The sequence below is a fragment of the Selenomonas sp. oral taxon 126 genome, assembly GCF_001683335.1.
Taxonomy (GTDB): Bacteria; Bacillota; Negativicutes; order Selenomonadales; family Selenomonadaceae; genus Centipeda.
Map to the genome: position 1 here is coordinate 161,735 of NZ_CP016201.1, position 17,682 is coordinate 179,416.

General features: G+C 58.6%; 17 protein-coding genes and 2 pseudogenes. 3 read left to right on the plus strand and 16 right to left on the minus strand.

Annotated elements, in window-relative coordinates:
* Positions 1-459, minus strand: a pseudogene (locus tag AXF19_RS14850) (methyl-accepting chemotaxis protein); the annotation flags it as partial.
* Between the two features lie 276 nt (positions 460-735).
* Entirely contained in the window at positions 736-1,389 is a 654-nt protein-coding gene (locus AXF19_RS00640) for a PepSY domain-containing protein (RefSeq protein WP_066843681.1), read from the minus strand.
* A 182-nt stretch (positions 1,390-1,571) separates the two neighbouring features.
* Here AXF19_RS00640 and AXF19_RS00645 point away from each other — a divergent pair, with 182 nt between their 5' ends.
* From AXF19_RS00645 to AXF19_RS00655, 3 genes are all read left to right on the plus strand, one after another.
* Positions 1,572-3,068: a sensor histidine kinase gene (locus AXF19_RS00645; protein ID WP_066843683.1), complete on the plus strand. Its 1,497-nt coding sequence runs from the start codon at positions 1,572-1,574 to the stop codon at positions 3,066-3,068.
* Complete coding sequence (locus AXF19_RS00650; RefSeq protein WP_066843686.1) at positions 3,065-3,772, plus strand: response regulator transcription factor; 708 nt, start codon at positions 3,065-3,067, stop codon at positions 3,770-3,772. The genes AXF19_RS00645 and AXF19_RS00650 overlap by 4 nt, the downstream gene beginning before the upstream one ends.
* Positions 3,773-3,866: 94 nt before the next feature.
* Complete coding sequence (locus tag AXF19_RS00655; RefSeq protein ID WP_066843689.1) at positions 3,867-5,378, plus strand: Na+/H+ antiporter NhaC family protein; 1,512 nt, start codon at positions 3,867-3,869, stop codon at positions 5,376-5,378.
* 52 nt (positions 5,379-5,430) lie between these two features.
* Here AXF19_RS00655 and AXF19_RS00660 read toward each other — a convergent pair whose 3' ends face one another.
* The 14 genes and pseudogenes from AXF19_RS00660 to AXF19_RS00725 all read right to left on the minus strand — a co-directional run.
* The gene (locus AXF19_RS00660) at positions 5,431-6,876 is read right to left on the minus strand and encodes an ATP-binding protein (protein WP_066843692.1); all 1,446 of its coding nucleotides are present in this window, start codon (positions 6,874-6,876) and stop codon (positions 5,431-5,433) included.
* Between the two features lie 184 nt (positions 6,877-7,060).
* Entirely contained in the window at positions 7,061-7,591 is a 531-nt protein-coding gene (locus AXF19_RS00665) for an Appr-1-p processing protein (protein WP_066843695.1), read from the minus strand.
* The gene (locus tag AXF19_RS00670) at positions 7,584-9,326 is read right to left on the minus strand and encodes a nuclease-related domain-containing DEAD/DEAH box helicase (protein ID WP_066843698.1); all 1,743 of its coding nucleotides are present in this window, start codon (positions 9,324-9,326) and stop codon (positions 7,584-7,586) included. Before AXF19_RS00670 ends, AXF19_RS00665 begins: the two co-directional genes overlap by 8 nt.
* 90 nt (positions 9,327-9,416) lie before the next feature.
* The gene (locus AXF19_RS00675) at positions 9,417-9,881 is read right to left on the minus strand and encodes a hypothetical protein (protein ID WP_066843700.1); all 465 of its coding nucleotides are present in this window, start codon (positions 9,879-9,881) and stop codon (positions 9,417-9,419) included.
* A 264-nt stretch (positions 9,882-10,145) separates the two neighbouring features.
* The gene (locus tag AXF19_RS00680; protein WP_066843703.1) at positions 10,146-10,955 is read right to left on the minus strand and encodes an SDR family oxidoreductase; all 810 of its coding nucleotides are present in this window, start codon (positions 10,953-10,955) and stop codon (positions 10,146-10,148) included.
* 39 nt (positions 10,956-10,994) lie between these two features.
* Complete coding sequence (srlE, locus tag AXF19_RS00685) at positions 10,995-11,993, minus strand: PTS glucitol/sorbitol transporter subunit IIB (RefSeq protein WP_066843706.1); 999 nt, start codon at positions 11,991-11,993, stop codon at positions 10,995-10,997.
* A 24-nt stretch (positions 11,994-12,017) separates the two neighbouring features.
* A complete protein-coding gene (gene srlA / locus AXF19_RS00690) occupies positions 12,018-12,572 on the minus strand; it encodes a PTS glucitol/sorbitol transporter subunit IIC (RefSeq protein WP_066843709.1) in 555 nt (184 codons plus the stop codon).
* 28 nt (positions 12,573-12,600) lie between these two features.
* On the minus strand, positions 12,601-12,993 hold the full coding sequence (locus tag AXF19_RS00695) for a transcriptional regulator GutM (protein WP_066843712.1): 393 nt from the start codon (positions 12,991-12,993) through the stop codon (positions 12,601-12,603).
* 24 nt (positions 12,994-13,017) lie between these two features.
* Positions 13,018-13,956 carry a sugar-binding transcriptional regulator gene (locus AXF19_RS00700; protein WP_066843715.1) on the minus strand — a complete coding sequence of 313 codons (939 nt, stop codon included), beginning with the start codon at positions 13,954-13,956 and terminating at the stop codon, positions 13,018-13,020.
* A 203-nt stretch (positions 13,957-14,159) separates the two neighbouring features.
* Entirely contained in the window at positions 14,160-14,531 is a 372-nt protein-coding gene (locus AXF19_RS00705) for a DUF488 domain-containing protein (RefSeq protein ID WP_066843718.1), read from the minus strand.
* A gap of 50 nt (positions 14,532-14,581) precedes the next feature.
* A complete protein-coding gene (locus tag AXF19_RS00710) occupies positions 14,582-15,253 on the minus strand; it encodes a hypothetical protein (RefSeq protein ID WP_066843722.1) in 672 nt (223 codons plus the stop codon).
* 218 nt (positions 15,254-15,471) lie between these two features.
* On the minus strand, positions 15,472-16,821 hold the full coding sequence (locus AXF19_RS00715; RefSeq protein ID WP_066843725.1) for an amino acid permease: 1,350 nt from the start codon (positions 16,819-16,821) through the stop codon (positions 15,472-15,474).
* A gap of 12 nt (positions 16,822-16,833) precedes the next feature.
* On the minus strand, positions 16,834-17,307 hold the full coding sequence (gene smpB / locus AXF19_RS00720) for an SsrA-binding protein SmpB (protein WP_009655063.1): 474 nt from the start codon (positions 17,305-17,307) through the stop codon (positions 16,834-16,836).
* A gap of 9 nt (positions 17,308-17,316) precedes the next feature.
* Positions 17,317-17,682, minus strand: a pseudogene (locus tag AXF19_RS00725) (ribonuclease R); the annotation flags it as partial.

Genomic DNA, 17,682 nt, shown 5'->3' on the forward strand with positions numbered 1-17,682 from the left:
CTCCAGTCCGCTGCCCTCATGGCTGACGTAAGGTATCACGCGTCCCGTCTCATCGGAGAGAGGATCGGTGACATGCGCGGCATCCTGTCCATCGAATGCATTCGGCTCGAACACGACGCCAACACCGACGAGGTTGTCATTTGCCTCAATTGCCTCGGCGAGCATCTGATTCAGTGCGTCGCGGCTGCGCGCCTGGGGCGGCTGCTGCATGAGTGTATAGATGCGCTGACGCAGATCCTGACCAGACTGACAAATGGACTCATAGCGACTGATGACAGCCGTCGAGCGTCCCTCCAGCTCGTTGAACTGCGCCCGCGTCCCCGTAGCGAGAAGTTCGTCATAGGCACGATAGCCAACAAATGAAACGAGGATCGTCACCATGACGACCACGCCGATGAGCGTAATCGCATTCAGTTGAAAACCGATACCCCTTCCCTGCTTTTGCCCTTGTTCCTGCAAAATATTCTCTCCTTTCCCCTGCGCACCCCCCATCTCTTGCAGAAGGAGGCTTTCGTTCCTTCGCATGAAATGCGCGCGTAAAGACGACAGTAAAGGCTGCCGCTGTAAAACAATTTGTATACGATTATCTAATTCGCCGCGTCCTTATAATCTCCTGCTTTCATAAAATTTTATTTATGCCAATTTCCCTCCCATCGACAGATTCCATACACTGCATTCTTCGCACAAATACAAAAGGCAGCGACCCGCGCGGATCGCTGCCTGCATCATATATGCTCAGAAAATATCGTCGTCCACATCCACCTTGCTCGAGAGCACTGTGCCCGTCACAGCATCAATGTAGAGCTTGTACTCGACATTGCCGGCATAGCACTTCACCTTGTAGGCGGGATGGAACAACGGCTGCTGCACGCCATTCGCCGGAGGTGCTGCGGGCACATTCGCTGAGGTCTCTGCCATCGGTGCGGGCTGTGCGGCTGCACCATCTGCCTGTACGGGTGCTGCCGGCGGAGGCGGCATCATGCCGGGCTGCCCATCACGTCCATCGCGTCGCTCCCTGTCGTCATGCTTGCGGTCATGTTTGCCGTCACGATGCTTTTTGTCATGCTTGCCATCCTTATCGTGATCCTTCTCTGTCAGGTAGACATAGCGGAAGTTCAGCTCCGACTCGGACTTCCCGATCGCCTCCGCTGCGATCGAGCGCACCTTCGCCTCATCGAGCAGAACGACGCCACGCTGCTCCGCCTGCGCCGCGACCATCTCCGAGCGCGCCTGCTTCTCGGCGACCGAGCGTGCCTCTGCCTGCTGATGGTGATAGTACGCGCCGCCCGCCGTGACGATGCCGACGAGTACGGCAAACGCTACCGCCTTCTTGAGACGTGCGGGGGTGAAGACCTTCGCGACCTGATCCTTGACATTCTGCATTTCCATGATGATTTCCTCCTCTGCCTTGCGGCGTTCATGTTTATCATTGCTGATGGGTACATCATACGGGGAAATTCTAAACAAAGTGTAAACACAAAAATAACTTTTTTGAAATTCCTCTCGGCGCGCAGATTTTTTCGTGCATTTCGGTTATAATGGCAGAGGATTTAATGAAAGAGAGGTGTCCCATGCGGCTGCACGACCTGTCCCTCAAGACAAAACTGCTCGTGACGAATGCACTCATGATCGTCATCCCGATCACCGTGCTCGTCGCCATCGGTGCGGTGCTGCTCGGCGGTCTGCGCCATGCGGGCACTCTGCAGCAACAGGCGCTCGCCCTCCTCTGGCCGGAGGAGGGACAGACCCTCTCCGTGCAGGTCGCGCTGAGTTCGCTGCGCGCCGCCTCGGAGAAGCGCAAGTTCAAGCTGCATGATGTCGAACGCGACATCCATGTCCTCGAGGACGCAGGAATCCGCGTCCTCGTCGCGGCAAAGGACAAGGACAAATCCTATCTGACGCCGGGGAGCAACGCGGAAGAAATCCCCCGCATCGTTGCACGCAAATGCGGCGCACGCGGATCTGCCCTCAGTTGGGATAGGGACGGGCTTGTCTTTCGCTATGAGGGATTGCGGAGCGGGGTCATCATCATGGGCGCGGGCGACGTGCCGATGATGCGCGGCGATGAGCCGCCTCCGATCTCACGCGATACGCGGGATTTCATATTGAACGCCGCGCTCATCCTGCTCATCCTCACGACCTCGGCGGGCATCCTGCTCCTCGGACGCTATCTCGCACGGCTGCTCTCCGCACAGATCCTCATGCCGCTCGCGGAAATGCGCCGTGCCGCCGCCGCGATTCAGCGCGGCGATCTGAGTCATGAACTCCCGCCGATGGGAGGCGACGAGGTGGGCGCGACCTGCCGTGCATTCGACGATATGCGCAGGGAGCTCGCACGCGCACGTGCACGCGAGGAACGGGAGGAGGCGCAGCGCAGGGAACTATTCATCGGCATCCTCCACGACATTGCAACGCCGCTCACCTCGATCAAGGGCTATGCGAGCGGCATTCTCGACGGCATTGCGCGCACGCCCGAGAAACAACGCGTATACGCCGAACGCATCAGCCAGTCCGCCGCAACAATGGAACGCCTGACTTCGCGTCTGCGTGAGTTCCTGCGCCTCGATACGGATGAGCTGCCGCTCACATGGGAGACAGTCAGCGCGCGTGACTTCCTCACGGAATACATCCGTGAACACGCCCCCGCCCTTGCCGAGGACGGCGTGCATCTCTCGATGGAAAAGACGAGCACGAGCGCAAAGATACGGATTGACCGCAGTGAATTCGCACGCATCCTCAAAAACCTGTGGGAAAACAGCAGCAAATATCGGCGCGGCACCGATGTGCACATACGTATGTCGCTGTCAGCGGAGGGCTCGCAGCTCGCCATCCGCTGCGATGACGACGGCATCGGAGTCGATGCCGCAGAACTGCCGAAGCTGTTTGACAGCTTCTACCGCACGGACACGGCGCGCACGAATGTCGCGGGCGGCAGCGGACTCGGGCTTGCCATCGTGCGCCGCATCATGACAGCGTTCGGTGGCAGCGTGCGCGCAGAGAAGTCGCCCGGGGGCGGGCTGTGCATCGTGCTGCTCCTACCCATTGCAAGCGAGGGGGATATGAAATGAAGAAGATACTCTTAGTCGAGGATGATAGTGACATCGCCGAACTGGAACGCGACTATCTCGAGGCGAGTGGGTTCGCCGTCGACATCGTATCCGACGGCGACGAGGGCAAGCGTCTCGCGCTCACGGGCGAATACAGTCTCCTCCTGCTGGATGTCATGCTGCCGGGCGCAGACGGCTTCGCCATCTGCCGCGATGTCCGCAAGACGCTCGACATCCCCATCCTCATGGTCTCGGCGCGCCTCGAGGACGTGGACAAGATCCGCGCGCTCGGACTCGGTGCGGACGACTACATCGTGAAGCCGTTCAGCCCGAGCGAACTCGCCGCACGCGTCAAGGCGCATATCACACGCTATGAGCGCCTCAAGGGCGGCGCGCAGACCACCCCCACCGTCCTGCGCTTTGGCGCGCTCGAGATCCAGCCGTGGACGCACCGCGTTTTCGTCGCGGGACGCGAGGTACATCTCGCCGCGCGCGAGTTCGATCTGCTCCTCTTTCTCGCCGAGCATCCGCAGATTGTCTTTAGCAAGGAGACGCTCTATGACCGCGTCTGGGATCTCGACGCGATGGGCAGCACCTCCACCGTCTCCGTTCACATGAACCGTCTGCGCGAAAAGATTGAAGCTGATCCATCTCATCCATGCTGGCTCGAAACAGTCTGGGGCGCGGGCTACCGATTTAACAGCGAGGCGACAGGCGAGGCGTGAATTTTCACTGTGAATGTTTTGCCAAATTCCATTTTTTTGGTATAATGGGAAGCGGTGTTGTAAAACATAAAATTATAGGGAGTGTATCTAACTCATGACAGCAACCGCATGGTCGATTCTGCCGCCGATCATCACCATCGTCCTCGCGCTCTGGACGAAGGAAGTCTATATGTCGCTCATCATCGGCATTTTCTCGGGCGCAATGCTATTTGCGGGCGGGAACTTTCTACAGGCGACGCTCACGATGTTTCAGGTCATGGCGGACAAGGTCGGCAGCAATGTCAACATCCTCGTCTTTCTCGTCATCCTCGGCATCCTCGTTGCCGCCATCACGCGTTCGGGCGCGATGAATGCGTACGGCGAGTGGGCGACGCGCACGATCAAGGGCAAGCGCAGTGCGTCCCTCGTGACCGTGCTGCTCGGCATCGTCATCTTCATCGACGACTACTTCAACTGCCTCACCGTCGGCACGGTCATGCGCCCCGTCACGGATAAATTCAGGATTGCGCGCACAAAGCTCGCCTACATCATCGACGCAACTGCCGCACCGATCTGCATCATCGCCCCCGTCTCAAGCTGGGCGGCGGCGGTCGGCTCCTCGCTGCCCGAGAACAGTCACATCGACGGCTTCATGCTCTTTTTGCAGACGATTCCCTTCAACCTCTATGCATGGCTGACGCTCATCTTCATGCTCTTCATCATCTGGACGGGGCGCGACTTCGGTGTAATGCGGCGCAGCGTGCGGCGATCCAACGCCCATTTCGAGATTCCAAAGGAGTATCAGGACACGGCGGAGGCATCCGCGAGCGCGGCAAGCGAGGGTCGCGGCAAGATGATCGACCTCATGCTGCCGCTCCTCGTCCTCATCTGCGCGTGTGTCTACGGCATGCTCTACACGGGCGGCATCCACGAGGGCAACAGCATCGCGGAGTCCTTTGCGAACTGCGACTCGTCGAAGTCGCTCGTGCTCGGCTCGTTCATCGCCTTCGTCTTCACGGGGCTGCTCTATTTGCCGCGCCGCGTCGTCTCGTTCAACGTCTTCTGCGACAGCTTCGGCTGGGGATTCAAGGCGATGACCCCCGCCATCTTCATCCTCTGCCTCGCGTGGACGCTCTCGGGCATCTGCAGCAAGGAGTACCTCGATCTCGGCGGCTTCGTCGGCTCTGTCGTCTCGGCAAATGCGGGCGTCGTCATGTTCCTGCCGCCGCTCTTCTTCCTTGTCGCGGCAGGGCTTGCCTTCGCCACGGGCACGAGCTGGGGCACGTTCGGCATCCTGATCCCGATTGCCATCGCCGTTCTCGGACAAACGGCTCCTGACATCCTCGTCGTCTCCGTCGCCGCCATCCTCTCGGGTGCGGTCTGCGGCGACCACGCCTCGCCGATCTCCGACACCACCATCCTCGCCTCGGCGGGCGCGCAGTGCCACCACCTCGACCACGTATCGACACAGCTGCCCTACGTTGGTGTCGTCGCCTCCTGCTCCCTCCTCGGCTACATCGCCGACGGACTCACGGGTAACGGCTACATCGGCCTCGCCGTCGGCATCGCTACCCTCGCCCTCACAATGGCAGCAATCTCCACGCGCGTGACCTCCGCCGAAAAGTAAATAACCGAAATGCAAACGCCGCCGATGGGGCTGTACCTCATCGACGGCGTTATTATGCTTTACGATACCCGTCCTGTTCCGCATGTCCTAGGAGGTAGAGGAACGCAAACGCGGGAATCCGCAGCAGCTCTGCCCCGCTTTTCGTTTGCTGAATGCCGAAATCACCCGCACTCTTTGTAACGACAATCGCTGCAGCCGACTCCCCCGCCAGTTCGCTGATTGCGTCGCTTGGGGGAATGACGGCATTTTCACGATACTTCACCTCGATCAGGATATTCTTCGCATGCGGATAGTCGACAACGATGTCGATCTCCTTTTCGCGCCGTCCTCCCCGAAAATATCCGACCGATGTAACGTACGAATGATAAAATGCAGCCACGTGTTTATACACTGCCGTCTCCACAATTTTCCCCATCTGAACCGGATTCGTCAGAACAGAATCGTCCATCAGCACGGCATTGCGAATCGCCGCATCTGCGATGTAGATTTTGGGCTTCGCCTTAAGCACCTTCTTGCCCGCCATATCAACGGGCCAACTCTGATAGATGAGGTTTGCACTTTCCATGTACTGTATATAGGTCTCAACCGTGCTGCGGGAAACGCCGCTGAGCTCCTTCGCAATCGCATCAATCGAAACAATCTCCGAGGATACACTGCACAGATAAAGGAATATCCGCTCCAACTCGATCACATTGCGAATTTTATACAGGGAAGGCAGATCTCGTTTCAGCACCTTGTCCACGACATCCTCACGCATAATTTGCTGCGCCAGAAGATCGTTGTCAGAAAGAGCAAGCTCAGGGAATCCGCCCACCTGCAGATAGCGCATAAAATAATTCTGCACCTGTGACAGCTGCACCATCATCTGCCCCCGCATCGTCTGCGGCATATGGAGCAGATCTGTCACCTGTTGCGCCTCTTCCAGCTGCGGTCTCGGCAGATCAAGCAGCGCACAGTACTCGTAAAAGGAAAGCGTCGGAACAGAGATAACCGACCATCGCCCCGTCCCGCTCTCCTGATTGCCCTTGATGAGAACGGGGCTTGCCGAGCCGGTTGCGACAATCTGTGCATCGGGCTGTGTATCGTAAATAATCTTCAGCCACCGATCCCAATCCTGAGCGTACTGTATCTCATCAAAGAAATAATAGACATCCTGTTCCGCATGGATGTTTTCATGATAGCAATCGAGAACCTCGTCAAGCCCGCTCAGCTTCAGCATGGGATGATCCATCGAAATAAAGACAATGCGCTGTGGTGCGACACCTCTGTCCAAGAGCGCCTGAATCATCTGATACTGAATGGTCGTCTTTCCAACGCGCCGCGCCCCCCTCAATACAACACTCCTGCGCAGCGATCGCTGTTCAAGCCACTGCATTGCCTCAAAAAAAGCAAATCTCTTATATGTCTTTGCCATTCTCTGATCAATCGCACCTGTCCTCCACCACGGATTGTACCCGGTGAGCACCTTGAGGATGGCTTCTTTTCCGATTATAGACATTCCCTTCACCTCCTCTTTTCAAGATTATACTATCCATCTGCATTTTTGCAAACAATAATTATAAGTATAGATATAATTATTGCTTGCAAAAATACAGATTCTCTCTCCAAAACATCAAACCTGCTGAAACATCTCCACGTGGGAAACATTCCGGCAGGTTTTTTCGTTCGTATAAGATTAGCCGTCATTCGACCGCCGCACTCCCCCTACGGTTCGTGAGCGGCTTATGCCCGTAGTGATCGAGGCAGATATTCACGAGGTCGACATTATATTTGCGCTGCACGAGGAAGAACTCGACGATGAGATCGCTCTCGCTGCTGTGCGATAGGGTATAGCCCGCGCGCCGCAGGAGATCCTGTGCGTCCGCGAGCGAGAGATGCAGGGCGATGGCAAAGGCGAGCGCCGTCTCCTTCGTCGGATGGTAGTGCTTGTCCGTACGAATCTTGGAGAAATGCGCCTTCGTCACGCCCGCTTTCGTATAGATCTCGGCGGGCTTGCGCCCCGTCCGCTCGATCAGATACAGAAGCCGCTCCGAAAAACTGTCCTCCATCTTGCTGAGCAGTCCGTTGATTGCTCCAAGGAGGTCTATGGACGGGGTGCGGGGCCCCGTAATTGTACGCAAATCGTCGATGCGAAAATGGCGCAGCTTGCCGCGTTCCACTTCGTAATGCGCTGCAATATATGCCGCGAGCTCTGCAAGAAGCCGTTCATCCATCTGTCCTGCACTCCATTCCGAGCCAGTCCGCAATCCCCTGCGATGAGGCGGCGATACCTCCACCAAGCTGCGCGGTGAGGGCAGCATAATCTTCGTGCGGGACATCATCGAGGAAGAGCGTCTCCAGATATGCCGTCGCACGCGAGCTGCCCACATAGATGAGCCGCTGACAGGTCGGATTCGTGAGAGCCGACACGCGCACATCCACGAGGAGAACAGCCTTTGCCTCGAGCCCCTTGTAGCGGCGTACCGTCGTGAACCAGAGTTTTCCCGCCTCCGGCTGATTGGACACAGGAATCCCCCCAAGTTCGTTCAGTCCGCTGAACGCGCTTTTTTCGAGGGTCGACACCGTGAGGATCACCATGTCCTCAATCGCGAGCTTTTCCTCGCTGCGCATCCGCTGCACAAAGTCAGCGGCGGCAGTGTCGAGTGCATGTATGTCGGGAGCAAAGACGGCGCAGGGACGCTTGCCGTGAATCTCGTTCAGATAGTTCCTCTGCCTGCCCGTGAGGAAGCTGCGCACCGTCCGCCCGATCTCCGCCGTATTGCGGCAGTTGCGGTAGAGCACGAGGCGGCAGTCCATATGAGCGTCAATCCACTGCGGCGCGGTCTGCACCGTATGTCCCTCGACGCGGCGCGAGATAATCGTCTGCCCACGGTCGTAAAAGACGTAGAATGCGCCGTCATGCAGCTCGGCAAGGAGCGCAAGATGTTCGAGCAGCGGGCTTGGGAAATCCTGCGCCTCATCCACGATGATGTTCGGATATTCCCACAGCGTATCGTCAAATTCGTTCTGAAAGAACGCCTCGAACTCCCGCAGCACGGTCGTAATGGGCAGCTGACGATCCGTCATCAGCTCCTCTGCGAGCGTACGCTCATTGTGAATCGTGATATGCGCATCCCAACGGCAGGAACGCAGACGGCTCAAAAGGAACTCGTTGAAACAGATGTAGAGCACCTTCTGCCCCTCGCGCGCAAGCATACGCGCCTTCTCCGCCGCAAGCAGACTCTTGCCCGTACCCGCCGCGCCATGAATCGCCGCCGTGCGCTGGTCGGCAAGATACTCGAGCAGAGTGAACTGGGCATTCGTCAGGCGCGCCGTCGACTGCTCCACCGCCCGCGATACGGACGAAATCGTCTCTACGATGCGGAAGACAGGCTGCAAAGTCTGAACGATCTGCCGAAACACCGATGCCGGCTGCGCGCGCTCCGGAATGCCGAGCAGCGTGTGCCAATAGTTGTAGGTTGCCTCCATGCGCGCCTTCGGCGTGCCGAGATCGTCCGCATCGAGGATAATCTCGCGCGGGGACTCGAGCGGCAGCGCCTTCCCCTTTGGAATCTGCACGGATGTGAACCAGACCGCCTTGCCAACGAGAGGGACATTCTGCGGCATTCTGCGGCGCAGCTCGGAGAGGATGCGCTGACGGCTGTTCTCCGCCTGCTGAAAGGGATAAATGACCTTCGTCTCGCCCGTGCGGCGGTTCGTCTGCTGCCACGCGCCGTCCTCGTAGGCAATCCCGCCTGCCTTCACCTCGATCGCAAGGATGCCGCGCTGCGGGTGGAGTACGACAAAATCCGCCTCCCCCTGCGGCGCCGTACGCGCACCGTCCCCAAGCCAGCAGTAGGAGTGAAACACCGTATAGTCATCGCCGAGCGACTCGAGCGCCTGATACGCCAGCCGCTCGCCCTCGCTCCCGTGAAAATCCCCCACAAATGCGGGATAGAATCGTGCCATAGGCATCTCCTCCTCATAGCAAGACCTCCGATATCCGTGTATATTTTACACCATCTCGGAGGTCTGTGCCGTCCTTTATTTTCTGCCGCGCTACGATGCGGCTGCACCTGATATCTCAAATTTTTTCGCCTGCAAGCCCTTCAACGTCTCATCCAGCGACTGTGCGAGTTCGTCCACTGCTGCGCGGATGCTCTGCGTACGCTCGCTGGATGCGATCGTTGAGGGATTCAGCGCAGTGTCCTCGCCTTTTTCCTCGAACTGCGCTTCGAGCTCTGCGATGATCTCCGCACCGCGCTGTCCCAGTTTTTCCTGCAATGCGCCGATGCTCGCCTTCAGCTCGGCGTAGACGGCGGCACGCTCTTCGTCGCTCGTGCACTCTTCCATCGCCCACTCCGCCTCACGGCGCAGCTTCTCACCGAGAACGGCGATGCCGTCCACATCGCACAGTCCTTCGCTGCGCTCGCTTTCATCATTGTCCGCCTCCAGAGCCGCCGCCACACAGAGCCCGATGATGCCGCCCGTAGCGAGCAGCAGACCATTTTTCACCCATGACATAAGTATCTCCTCCTTATACTGTTGACCAAAACTAGATTCAGTATAGGTCACAAATGGATGGAAAAGGTCACCTGGCAGGCGACTTTTGCATTTTATCGTGCGAGCATCTATGGACGGTTCAAAATATTTACTTGTTTCCTATTATAATATTATCCTACTATTTGGTAAAGCGTTTTTCAATTTCAATTTAACAACTTTAAAGCCCACCTCAGGAGCAATTCTGCTCTCATGAGATGGACTTTGTCTTTATAGTATTGTTTTGCTTTATCCGCGCGTCTTGCCGCCCGCGACGTTGTAGGTGACGCCGTGGATATAGGAGGCGCGGTCGGAGGCGAGGTAGACGACGAGGTCGGCGACCTCGGTGAGCTTGCCGCTGCGTCCGAGCGGCGTGGTCTTCGTGCTCGCGTAGCCCCTGCGCAGGTCATCGACACTGATGCCGCGCGTATAGGCGAGCGCCTCCTCATAGGCGAGGGTGCGCAGCCCCGTCGCCTCGAGGATGCCGGGCGCAATGCCGATGACGCGCACGCCGTACTTCCCGAACTCCTTCGCCCACGAGCGCGTGAAGGAGTTGACGGCGTTCTTCGTTGCGGCGTAGATGCTCTGTCCCTCGGAGCCCTCGATGCCGCTCTCGGAGCTCATGTTGATGAGGACGCCGTGTCCCTGTGCGACGAGCTCACGTCCGACTGCCTGTGCGCAGAGGTAGACGCCCTTCAGGTTGACCGCCGTCACCTTGTCGAAGACGGCGTCGTCCAGCTCGTATTTCCCGTGCGGATCCTTCGGGTCGACGAGAAGGCGCGGGATGTTGATGCCCGCATTGTTGACGAGGATGTCGATCGCGCCGAATTTCTTCTTTGTCTCTGCGACCATCGCCTCGACGCTCGCGCGCTTCGTCACATCGGTGACGACGTAGAGCATCTTGCCGCGCTTTTCATCGAATACAGGTGCCTCGGGGTTCATGTCGCAGACGACGACGTTCGCACCCTGCTCGAGAAATGCCTCCACAACGGCCTTGCCGATGCCTGACGCACCGCCCGTGACGATTGCCGTTTTTCCTTCCAGATGCAACCAGCTCATAATCTATTCTCCTTCTGCACGATTTTCCAGCGAAACAACTCAGTTCTCATAAAGTCCGGCACTTGCGACCCATGCGATGATGACGGCGAGAGGGCCGGTCATAAAGCGCGAATACAGGACGGCGGGCACGCCGATCTCGACGGTCTTTGCATCCGCCTCAGCGAGGCCGAGACCGACAGGGATGAAGTCGCAGGCGCACTGCACGTTGATCGCAAAGACTGCGGGGAGCGCGAGGTTCGGCGGGATGTGTCCGAGTCCGATCTCAACGCCGATGAGCACGCCGACGACCTGTGCGATGACCGCCCCAGGTCCAAGGAACGGGGAAAGGAGCGGGAACGAGCAGATCAGTGCGAGGATGACAAGCCCGATCGGAGATGCCGCGAGCGGCGAGACAAAATGCGCCACGAAGTCACCGAAGCCCGAGCCGAGAATGACACCGATCAGCATGGAAACAAATGCCATAAACGGCAGAATCGTTGTAATCAGTGTATTGATGGATTCGCGTCCCGCCTGATAGAATGTCGCGACAATGCCGCCCATCATCTGTCCGACCTTTGCCATGAGGCTGCCGGACTGCTCCGTGATCTTCTTCGAGGTGTCGTACTTCGGCGCAGTCTCCTCTGCAGGTGCTGCGGCTGCGGGGGCTGCTGCGGGCGCAGCTGTGCCGTCGCTGAATGCGATATTTGCAGGCTTGACCGCCGAGACGTAGATGTCCGGCTTGATGTACTGCGCGAGCGGCCCCGAGGCACCCGTCTGCTTGATGTTGATGGTGAAGATGCGCTTCTGCGGGTAGATGCCGCAGCGCAGCGTACCGCCGCAGTCGATGACGGCTGCAAGGATCTCGTCCTCGGGAACGCTGGTCTTGAAGCCGTCCACGACCTCCGCACCCGTCATTTCTCCGAGGCGCACGGCGACATCCGAGATCACACCGCCTGTGATGTTGACAATCTTGTTCTTCTTCTCATCCGGCGTAAGGGTGAGCGGGCCGCCGAAGCCGCCCGAGCCCGCCGATACGATAACGCTCTTGTATTCGCTCATGATATTTTCTCCTTTCGGCTTTTCTTACGACTTGAGGACGGTGGGTTCTTTGCTGAGCTTTACGCCCTGCTGACGCTGCACATACGCTGTCGTAAAGTCCGTGAGCCAGCCGCGCAGGAAATTGACGACAAGGCCGACCAGCAGATAGCGCAGTGCCAGATCCGTGTACGGGAGGCCGAGTGTCGTGATGCCGTTTGCAACGCCGAGAAAGACGAACATCTCACCGGGGTTGACGTGCGGGAACATGCCGTTCATCGTGTGGCACGCGGACGAGGACGCCGCATAGTAGGAGGGCTTGTAATACTCGGGGAGGAATTTGCCGAGCGAGAGCGCCATCGGGTTACAGAGGAAGAACACGCCGATAAACGGCAGGACGACATAGCGGGAGATGGGGTTGCCCGCACAGAGGTGGGCGAATTTCTCAACGCGCTCGTTGCCGACAAAGAGGACGATCGCGTTCATCGCGACGAGCAGGCAGACGAGGGTCGGGATGATGCCCGAGACCCACCCGATGAGGGTTTCGCCGCCCTTATTGAACATGCCGATGAAGCCCTCGGCAAAGAGAATCAAGGTATCCATGCGTTTCTCCTTTCAATGGAAACAAGTTTTATGCGTGACCGGCAAGGGTCTCGCCCTGCTCCTGATAGATGATGTACTCATCGCGCGCACCGAGCACGGCGCGGCGCGTCTGACGGTCATAGCCCGCAACGCTCTCCTCATCGAGATCGAGCAAATTCTTGCCCGTAAAGTCGTCGAACGGGCGGAATCCCGCGAATACGGTGACGCCCTTCATGATCTCACCGCGCACGATATTGCACGCAGGGTCGATGACAAAGAGGACAATCGCCCCCGCGACGAAGCGCCCCTTCGCCTTGCCGATGGCGACGCGTCCCTCGCGCCGCATCTCCTTTACATGGGCGGCAAAACGGCGGAACTGGAGAATGCTCAGAACCAGTTGGAGCACCCACATAAGTACGGCAATCAAAACAAGCCAGAGCATTCTCATCGTTCCTTTCTTTTCTGTTCACTCGTTCAGCAGAATCTTCGCCGTCTCCTCATCCGTGATGAGGACGTTGATGAAATGTCCGCGCAGTGCCCCGAGGATCGCGGGCACCTTCTCGCGCGACGCCGCCATGCCGATGCTGTAGTCCAGCGCGCGGAGTCGCGCGAGCTCGACGGCGATGATGCGGTCTTGAAATTCGGTCATAACGGGACGCCCCTCGATGTCGTAGAACATGGAGCAAATCTCCCCGACCACGCGCTCGCGCAGGAGGCTCTCAATCGCCTCACGCCCGAAGCTGCCCATCCAGACCAGGTTTGAGGACTTTACGGGCGCGCCGATGCCGACGATGCCGATATCGAGCCGCGCCCAGAAATCTGTGATCTGCTCGAAGTTCACATCCTGTCGGATCGCCGCTGCAATCTCCGCCGTGCGTGCAATCGCAGGTGCGTAGATGTAGTGGCTGCGCCCGCCGAAGGCGTTTGCAAGCTCGTAGCAGAGCGTGTTCACATGGAGGTCGCTGTCCACGCTCTCGGGGCCGCCGTCGAGTGGGACGAAGTCCGCGCTCACGGGGTGCAGGCGCTCCGCCGCCGCACAGCGCGTCAGCTCGCGGATGCTCGTCCCCCATGCCAGCCCGATGGTCTGCCCGTCGGTGACGATGCGCCGCAGGAGACTCAGCCCCGCCTGCGCCATGCGTCGCTTGACCTGCTCGAGATCAATGCTACGTGCGACAACGTACGCTTCTCGAAGCCCAAAGCGCCGCTCGAGCGCGCTCTCGAGCTCCTCGTTGCTGTCCGTCTCGACCGTGATGCGCACAATCCCCGCCTGTAGGGCGCGTTTCAGATACTTGCTCACCGTCGTGCGGTCAACGCCGAGACGCGCCGCAATCTCCCCCTGTTTCAAACCGTCTGTGTAGTAAAGGTTTGCCGCCTTGATAAGGATCCGTTTGTCCACGGCCTGCATATTGTTTTCCTCCCGAGAGAATCTATCTTCACATTTGTGAAGGTTTAGCGCTATTGTCGTCCTGACAAGCTGAATATAGCGTGAATCCCCATTTATGACAAGCAAAAACGCTGCGGATTCTGCAATCCACAGCGTTTTTCGGTCATTTTCAGTTTTTATCGTCACATACGTGAAGTATTCATCTCATAAGTGATGACGTCTTTTCACTTATCCATCATCGCATACATCCATTCCTGCAAGACACGGGCATGGTTGACCGCAGGATCTTTCGCCCCATAGAGCAACGTTACATTTTCCCCTGCTGCAAGATGTTCAGCTACCGTTACCATATAAGTCGGTGCAGCCCTTCCTGTCGAGAGTTCCACGCGATATTTCACAGCAAATTCCTCAAAATGCTCCGCCTTGTGTCCAAACCACGTACGGAGTTCCGGCGATGGAGCAATATCCTTCCACCAGTCATCAAGTGCCGCACGTTCCTTTGAGATACCGCGCGGCCAGAGGCGGTCAACGAGCACACGAAAGCCGTCATCCGCAGACATTGCCTCATAAATACGTTTGACCCGAATCTCAGCCATTCAGCCCACCCCCACATACGTGAAATAATCATCTCATAAGTGACAGTGTTCTATGCTGCGAGCTTTTTTCCAGAGCCGGGGTCATTCTTCAGGATGTACTCGCCGACCGTGGCGAACTCTCCCGAGCGCAGCGCGTCGATCATGCGGTTGATGCGCGGCGGCGGCGTCCATGCCAGCGGCAGGAAGCAGTCCGCACAGTCGTTATACATCGCGTGCAGATCGTTCTCCGCGTGGCGGCGCAGCAGCGCATACTCCGCCTTGCGTCGCTCGTAGCGTCGTCCCGCGCGCAGATAGCCGATGGTCGTGACCGCGCCCCAGAGGACGAAGTAATACGCCCAGACGAACTCGGGCAGGAACGGTGAGAGCGGCAGATAGACGAGCGCCGCAGTGAGTCCGCCGACGAGCACCCAGAGAGGAAGGGACGGGCGGTTCATGCCCGTCTCGATGTAGTCCAGATCCTCGAGCACCTGATAGAGGTTGCTGTGATGGATGAAATAATCTCTCAGCCGTTCCAGCCCGTCGATCTGCGCAGCACGCTCCGTCGGAATCGGCACGGGATCGTTGAGGGCAACGATCTCGGGCATTTCGCGCCTGTGCTTGTCCGCCGTATCCGCAATGAAGCTCCATGTCTCAAGCTCATCATCAATCAGTGCCCGCTCGCCGCAATGCGGGCAAATACGCGTAAGTCGCTCGATTTTCGCTCCACATTCCTTGCAAATCATAATCGTTCCTCCTCACTGTCGAAATTTTATTAGGTATTTTAGCACAAGAAATTATTTTTGTCTAATGAAAAAGACGGTATACAAGAAAGAAGCTGCTGCACAAAGTCATTTTGACTCGTGCAGCAGCCCTTTGTCAGTCTTGTCCGGATGCTCAGCGCCCCTTCCACCATGCTGCGCATGATCCCCCTCCCCCGTACCGACGGGGGAGGCTGAGCGTATTATCCTCTTCTCCGCCGCGAACGGTAGCCGAGCCAGAGCACGAGCAGCCATGCGGGCAGGATGGGCACGGCGAGCTGCATGCCCGGGATCTGCGCCATCATGACGACAACGCCGATGAGGAAGACGAGGCAGATGTAGTTGATCCATGGATAGAACGGCGCACGGAATTTGATCGCCTTGCCCTCGCGCTCCATCTTCCGACGGAATTTCAGATGCGTCACGACGATTGTCACCCAGCTGATGACGGCGGCGCAGGTCGCAATCGAGATGAGATAGAGAAATGCGTCGCCCGGGAAGAAATAGTTGAGGAATACGACAATGAGCGTAAAGCCCGAGGAAATGAGTATCCCGAGCACAGGCACGCCGCGCGCGGAGAGACTCCTCAGCACCTGCGGCGCGTCCCCGCGCTGCGCGAGTCCGTAGAGCATGCGGCTGTTGCTGTAGATCGCGGAGTTGTAGACAGAGATTGCCGCCGTCAGCACGACGAAGTTCAGGATGTGCGCGGCGGCGGGAATGCCGACGTTCCGGAAGATCTGCACGAAGGGGCTTGCCTCCATGCCGACCTCGTTCCACGGCCAGAGTGCCATGAGCACCGCCATCGTGCCGACGTAGAAGATCAGGATGCGCCAAATGACCTGATTGATCGCCTGCGGGATCGTGCGGTCGGGATCCTCCGCCTCGCCCGCCGTGATGCCGATGAGCTCGATGCCGCCGAACGAGAACATGACGACGGCGGTGCCGAGGAGGAATCCCCACCAGCCGTTCGGCAGGAAGCCGCCGTGCTCCCAGAGATTGCTGACGTTCGCGGGGAACGGTGCGCCCGTGACGAGCAGCCAGCCGCCGAGCCCGATCATGAGGACAATCGCCGTGATCTTGACGAGCGCCATCCAGAACTCCATCTCGCCGTACGCGCGCACATTCGTGAGGTTGAGCGCGGTGATGATGACGAGGCAGAGGAGTGCGGAGAGCCACTGCGGGAGATCGGGCAGCCAGAAGTTCATGTAGATGCCGACCGCCGCGAGCTCCGCCATCGAAACGATGATGTAGTTGAACCAATAATTCCAGCCGGAGAGGAAGCCCGGAAAGTCGCCCCAGTATTTGCCCGCATAGTGACTGAACGAGCCGGAGACCGGCTCATCGACCGCCATCTCGCCGAGCATGCGCATGATGAAGAAGATCATGATGCCGCCGAGAAGGTAGGCGAGCATGACCGCAGGTCCCGCGAGTGCAATCGTGGATGCCGAGCCGTAGAAAAGCCCTGTCCCAATCGCTCCGCCAAGCGCGATCATCTGGAGATGTCTGTTCTTGAGCCCACGCCGAAGGGCGGGCGATGCTTCCTGTCCCTGCATAAAAACTCCTGTCTAGCCGCGCTGACGTTCTTTGAGAGCCTGCTCCACCTCACGTTTTGCAGACTTCGCCTTGAGCGTCTGACGCTTGTCATAGTTGTGCTTGCCGCTTGCGAGCGCGAGTTCCAGCTTTGCCCGCCCGCGCTTGAAATAGACCTTCAGCGGGACGAGGGTCATCCCCTTCTCGCGCGTCTTGCCGAAGAGTTTCAGAATCTCCGCCTTGTGCATGAGCAGGCGGCGGACGCGCAGCGGATCGTGGTTGAACTGGTTGCCCTGCTCGTAGGGGCTGATGTGCATGTGGTCGAGGAATACTTCCCCGTTCTTGATGTAGGCGTAGCTGTCGCGCAGGTTCGCGCGTCCTGCCCGCAGAGACTTGACCTCCGTCCCGACGAGCTCCATGCCCGCCTCATAGGTCTCGTGGATAAAATAGTCATGACGCGCCTTGCGGTTCTCGCAGGCGATCTTGATGCTTTCGTTCTTCTTTCCCATAGAAATTCCTCATTCGGCGTTGCCGGTGCCGCCCTCTGTCTTGCGGTTCATGCGGCGTGCGGGACGCGGCGCGCGACGAGGCTTCTCCGACGGCTCCGCGTCAGGTCTCTGCGCGCGGTAGCCCGGCGGATCCGGCCAGACGGCGCTGTTCAGCCCCGTCACCTTGACGCGATGGTAGTCGCGTGGGCCGCGCTCGTCATCGTAGCGATCCGAGAATCTGCCGCGCCCGCGATTACGCCGCTCCGTGCCTGTCTGTGGTGCACGCGCAGGACGCTGCCCGCGCGTACCATCCGCCCTCTGTGCAGCCGTGCGCGGCTTTGCGGGCACGCTTGCCGCCGCCGTGCGCGCCGCACGCTCGCCCTCCTGCACGCGTTT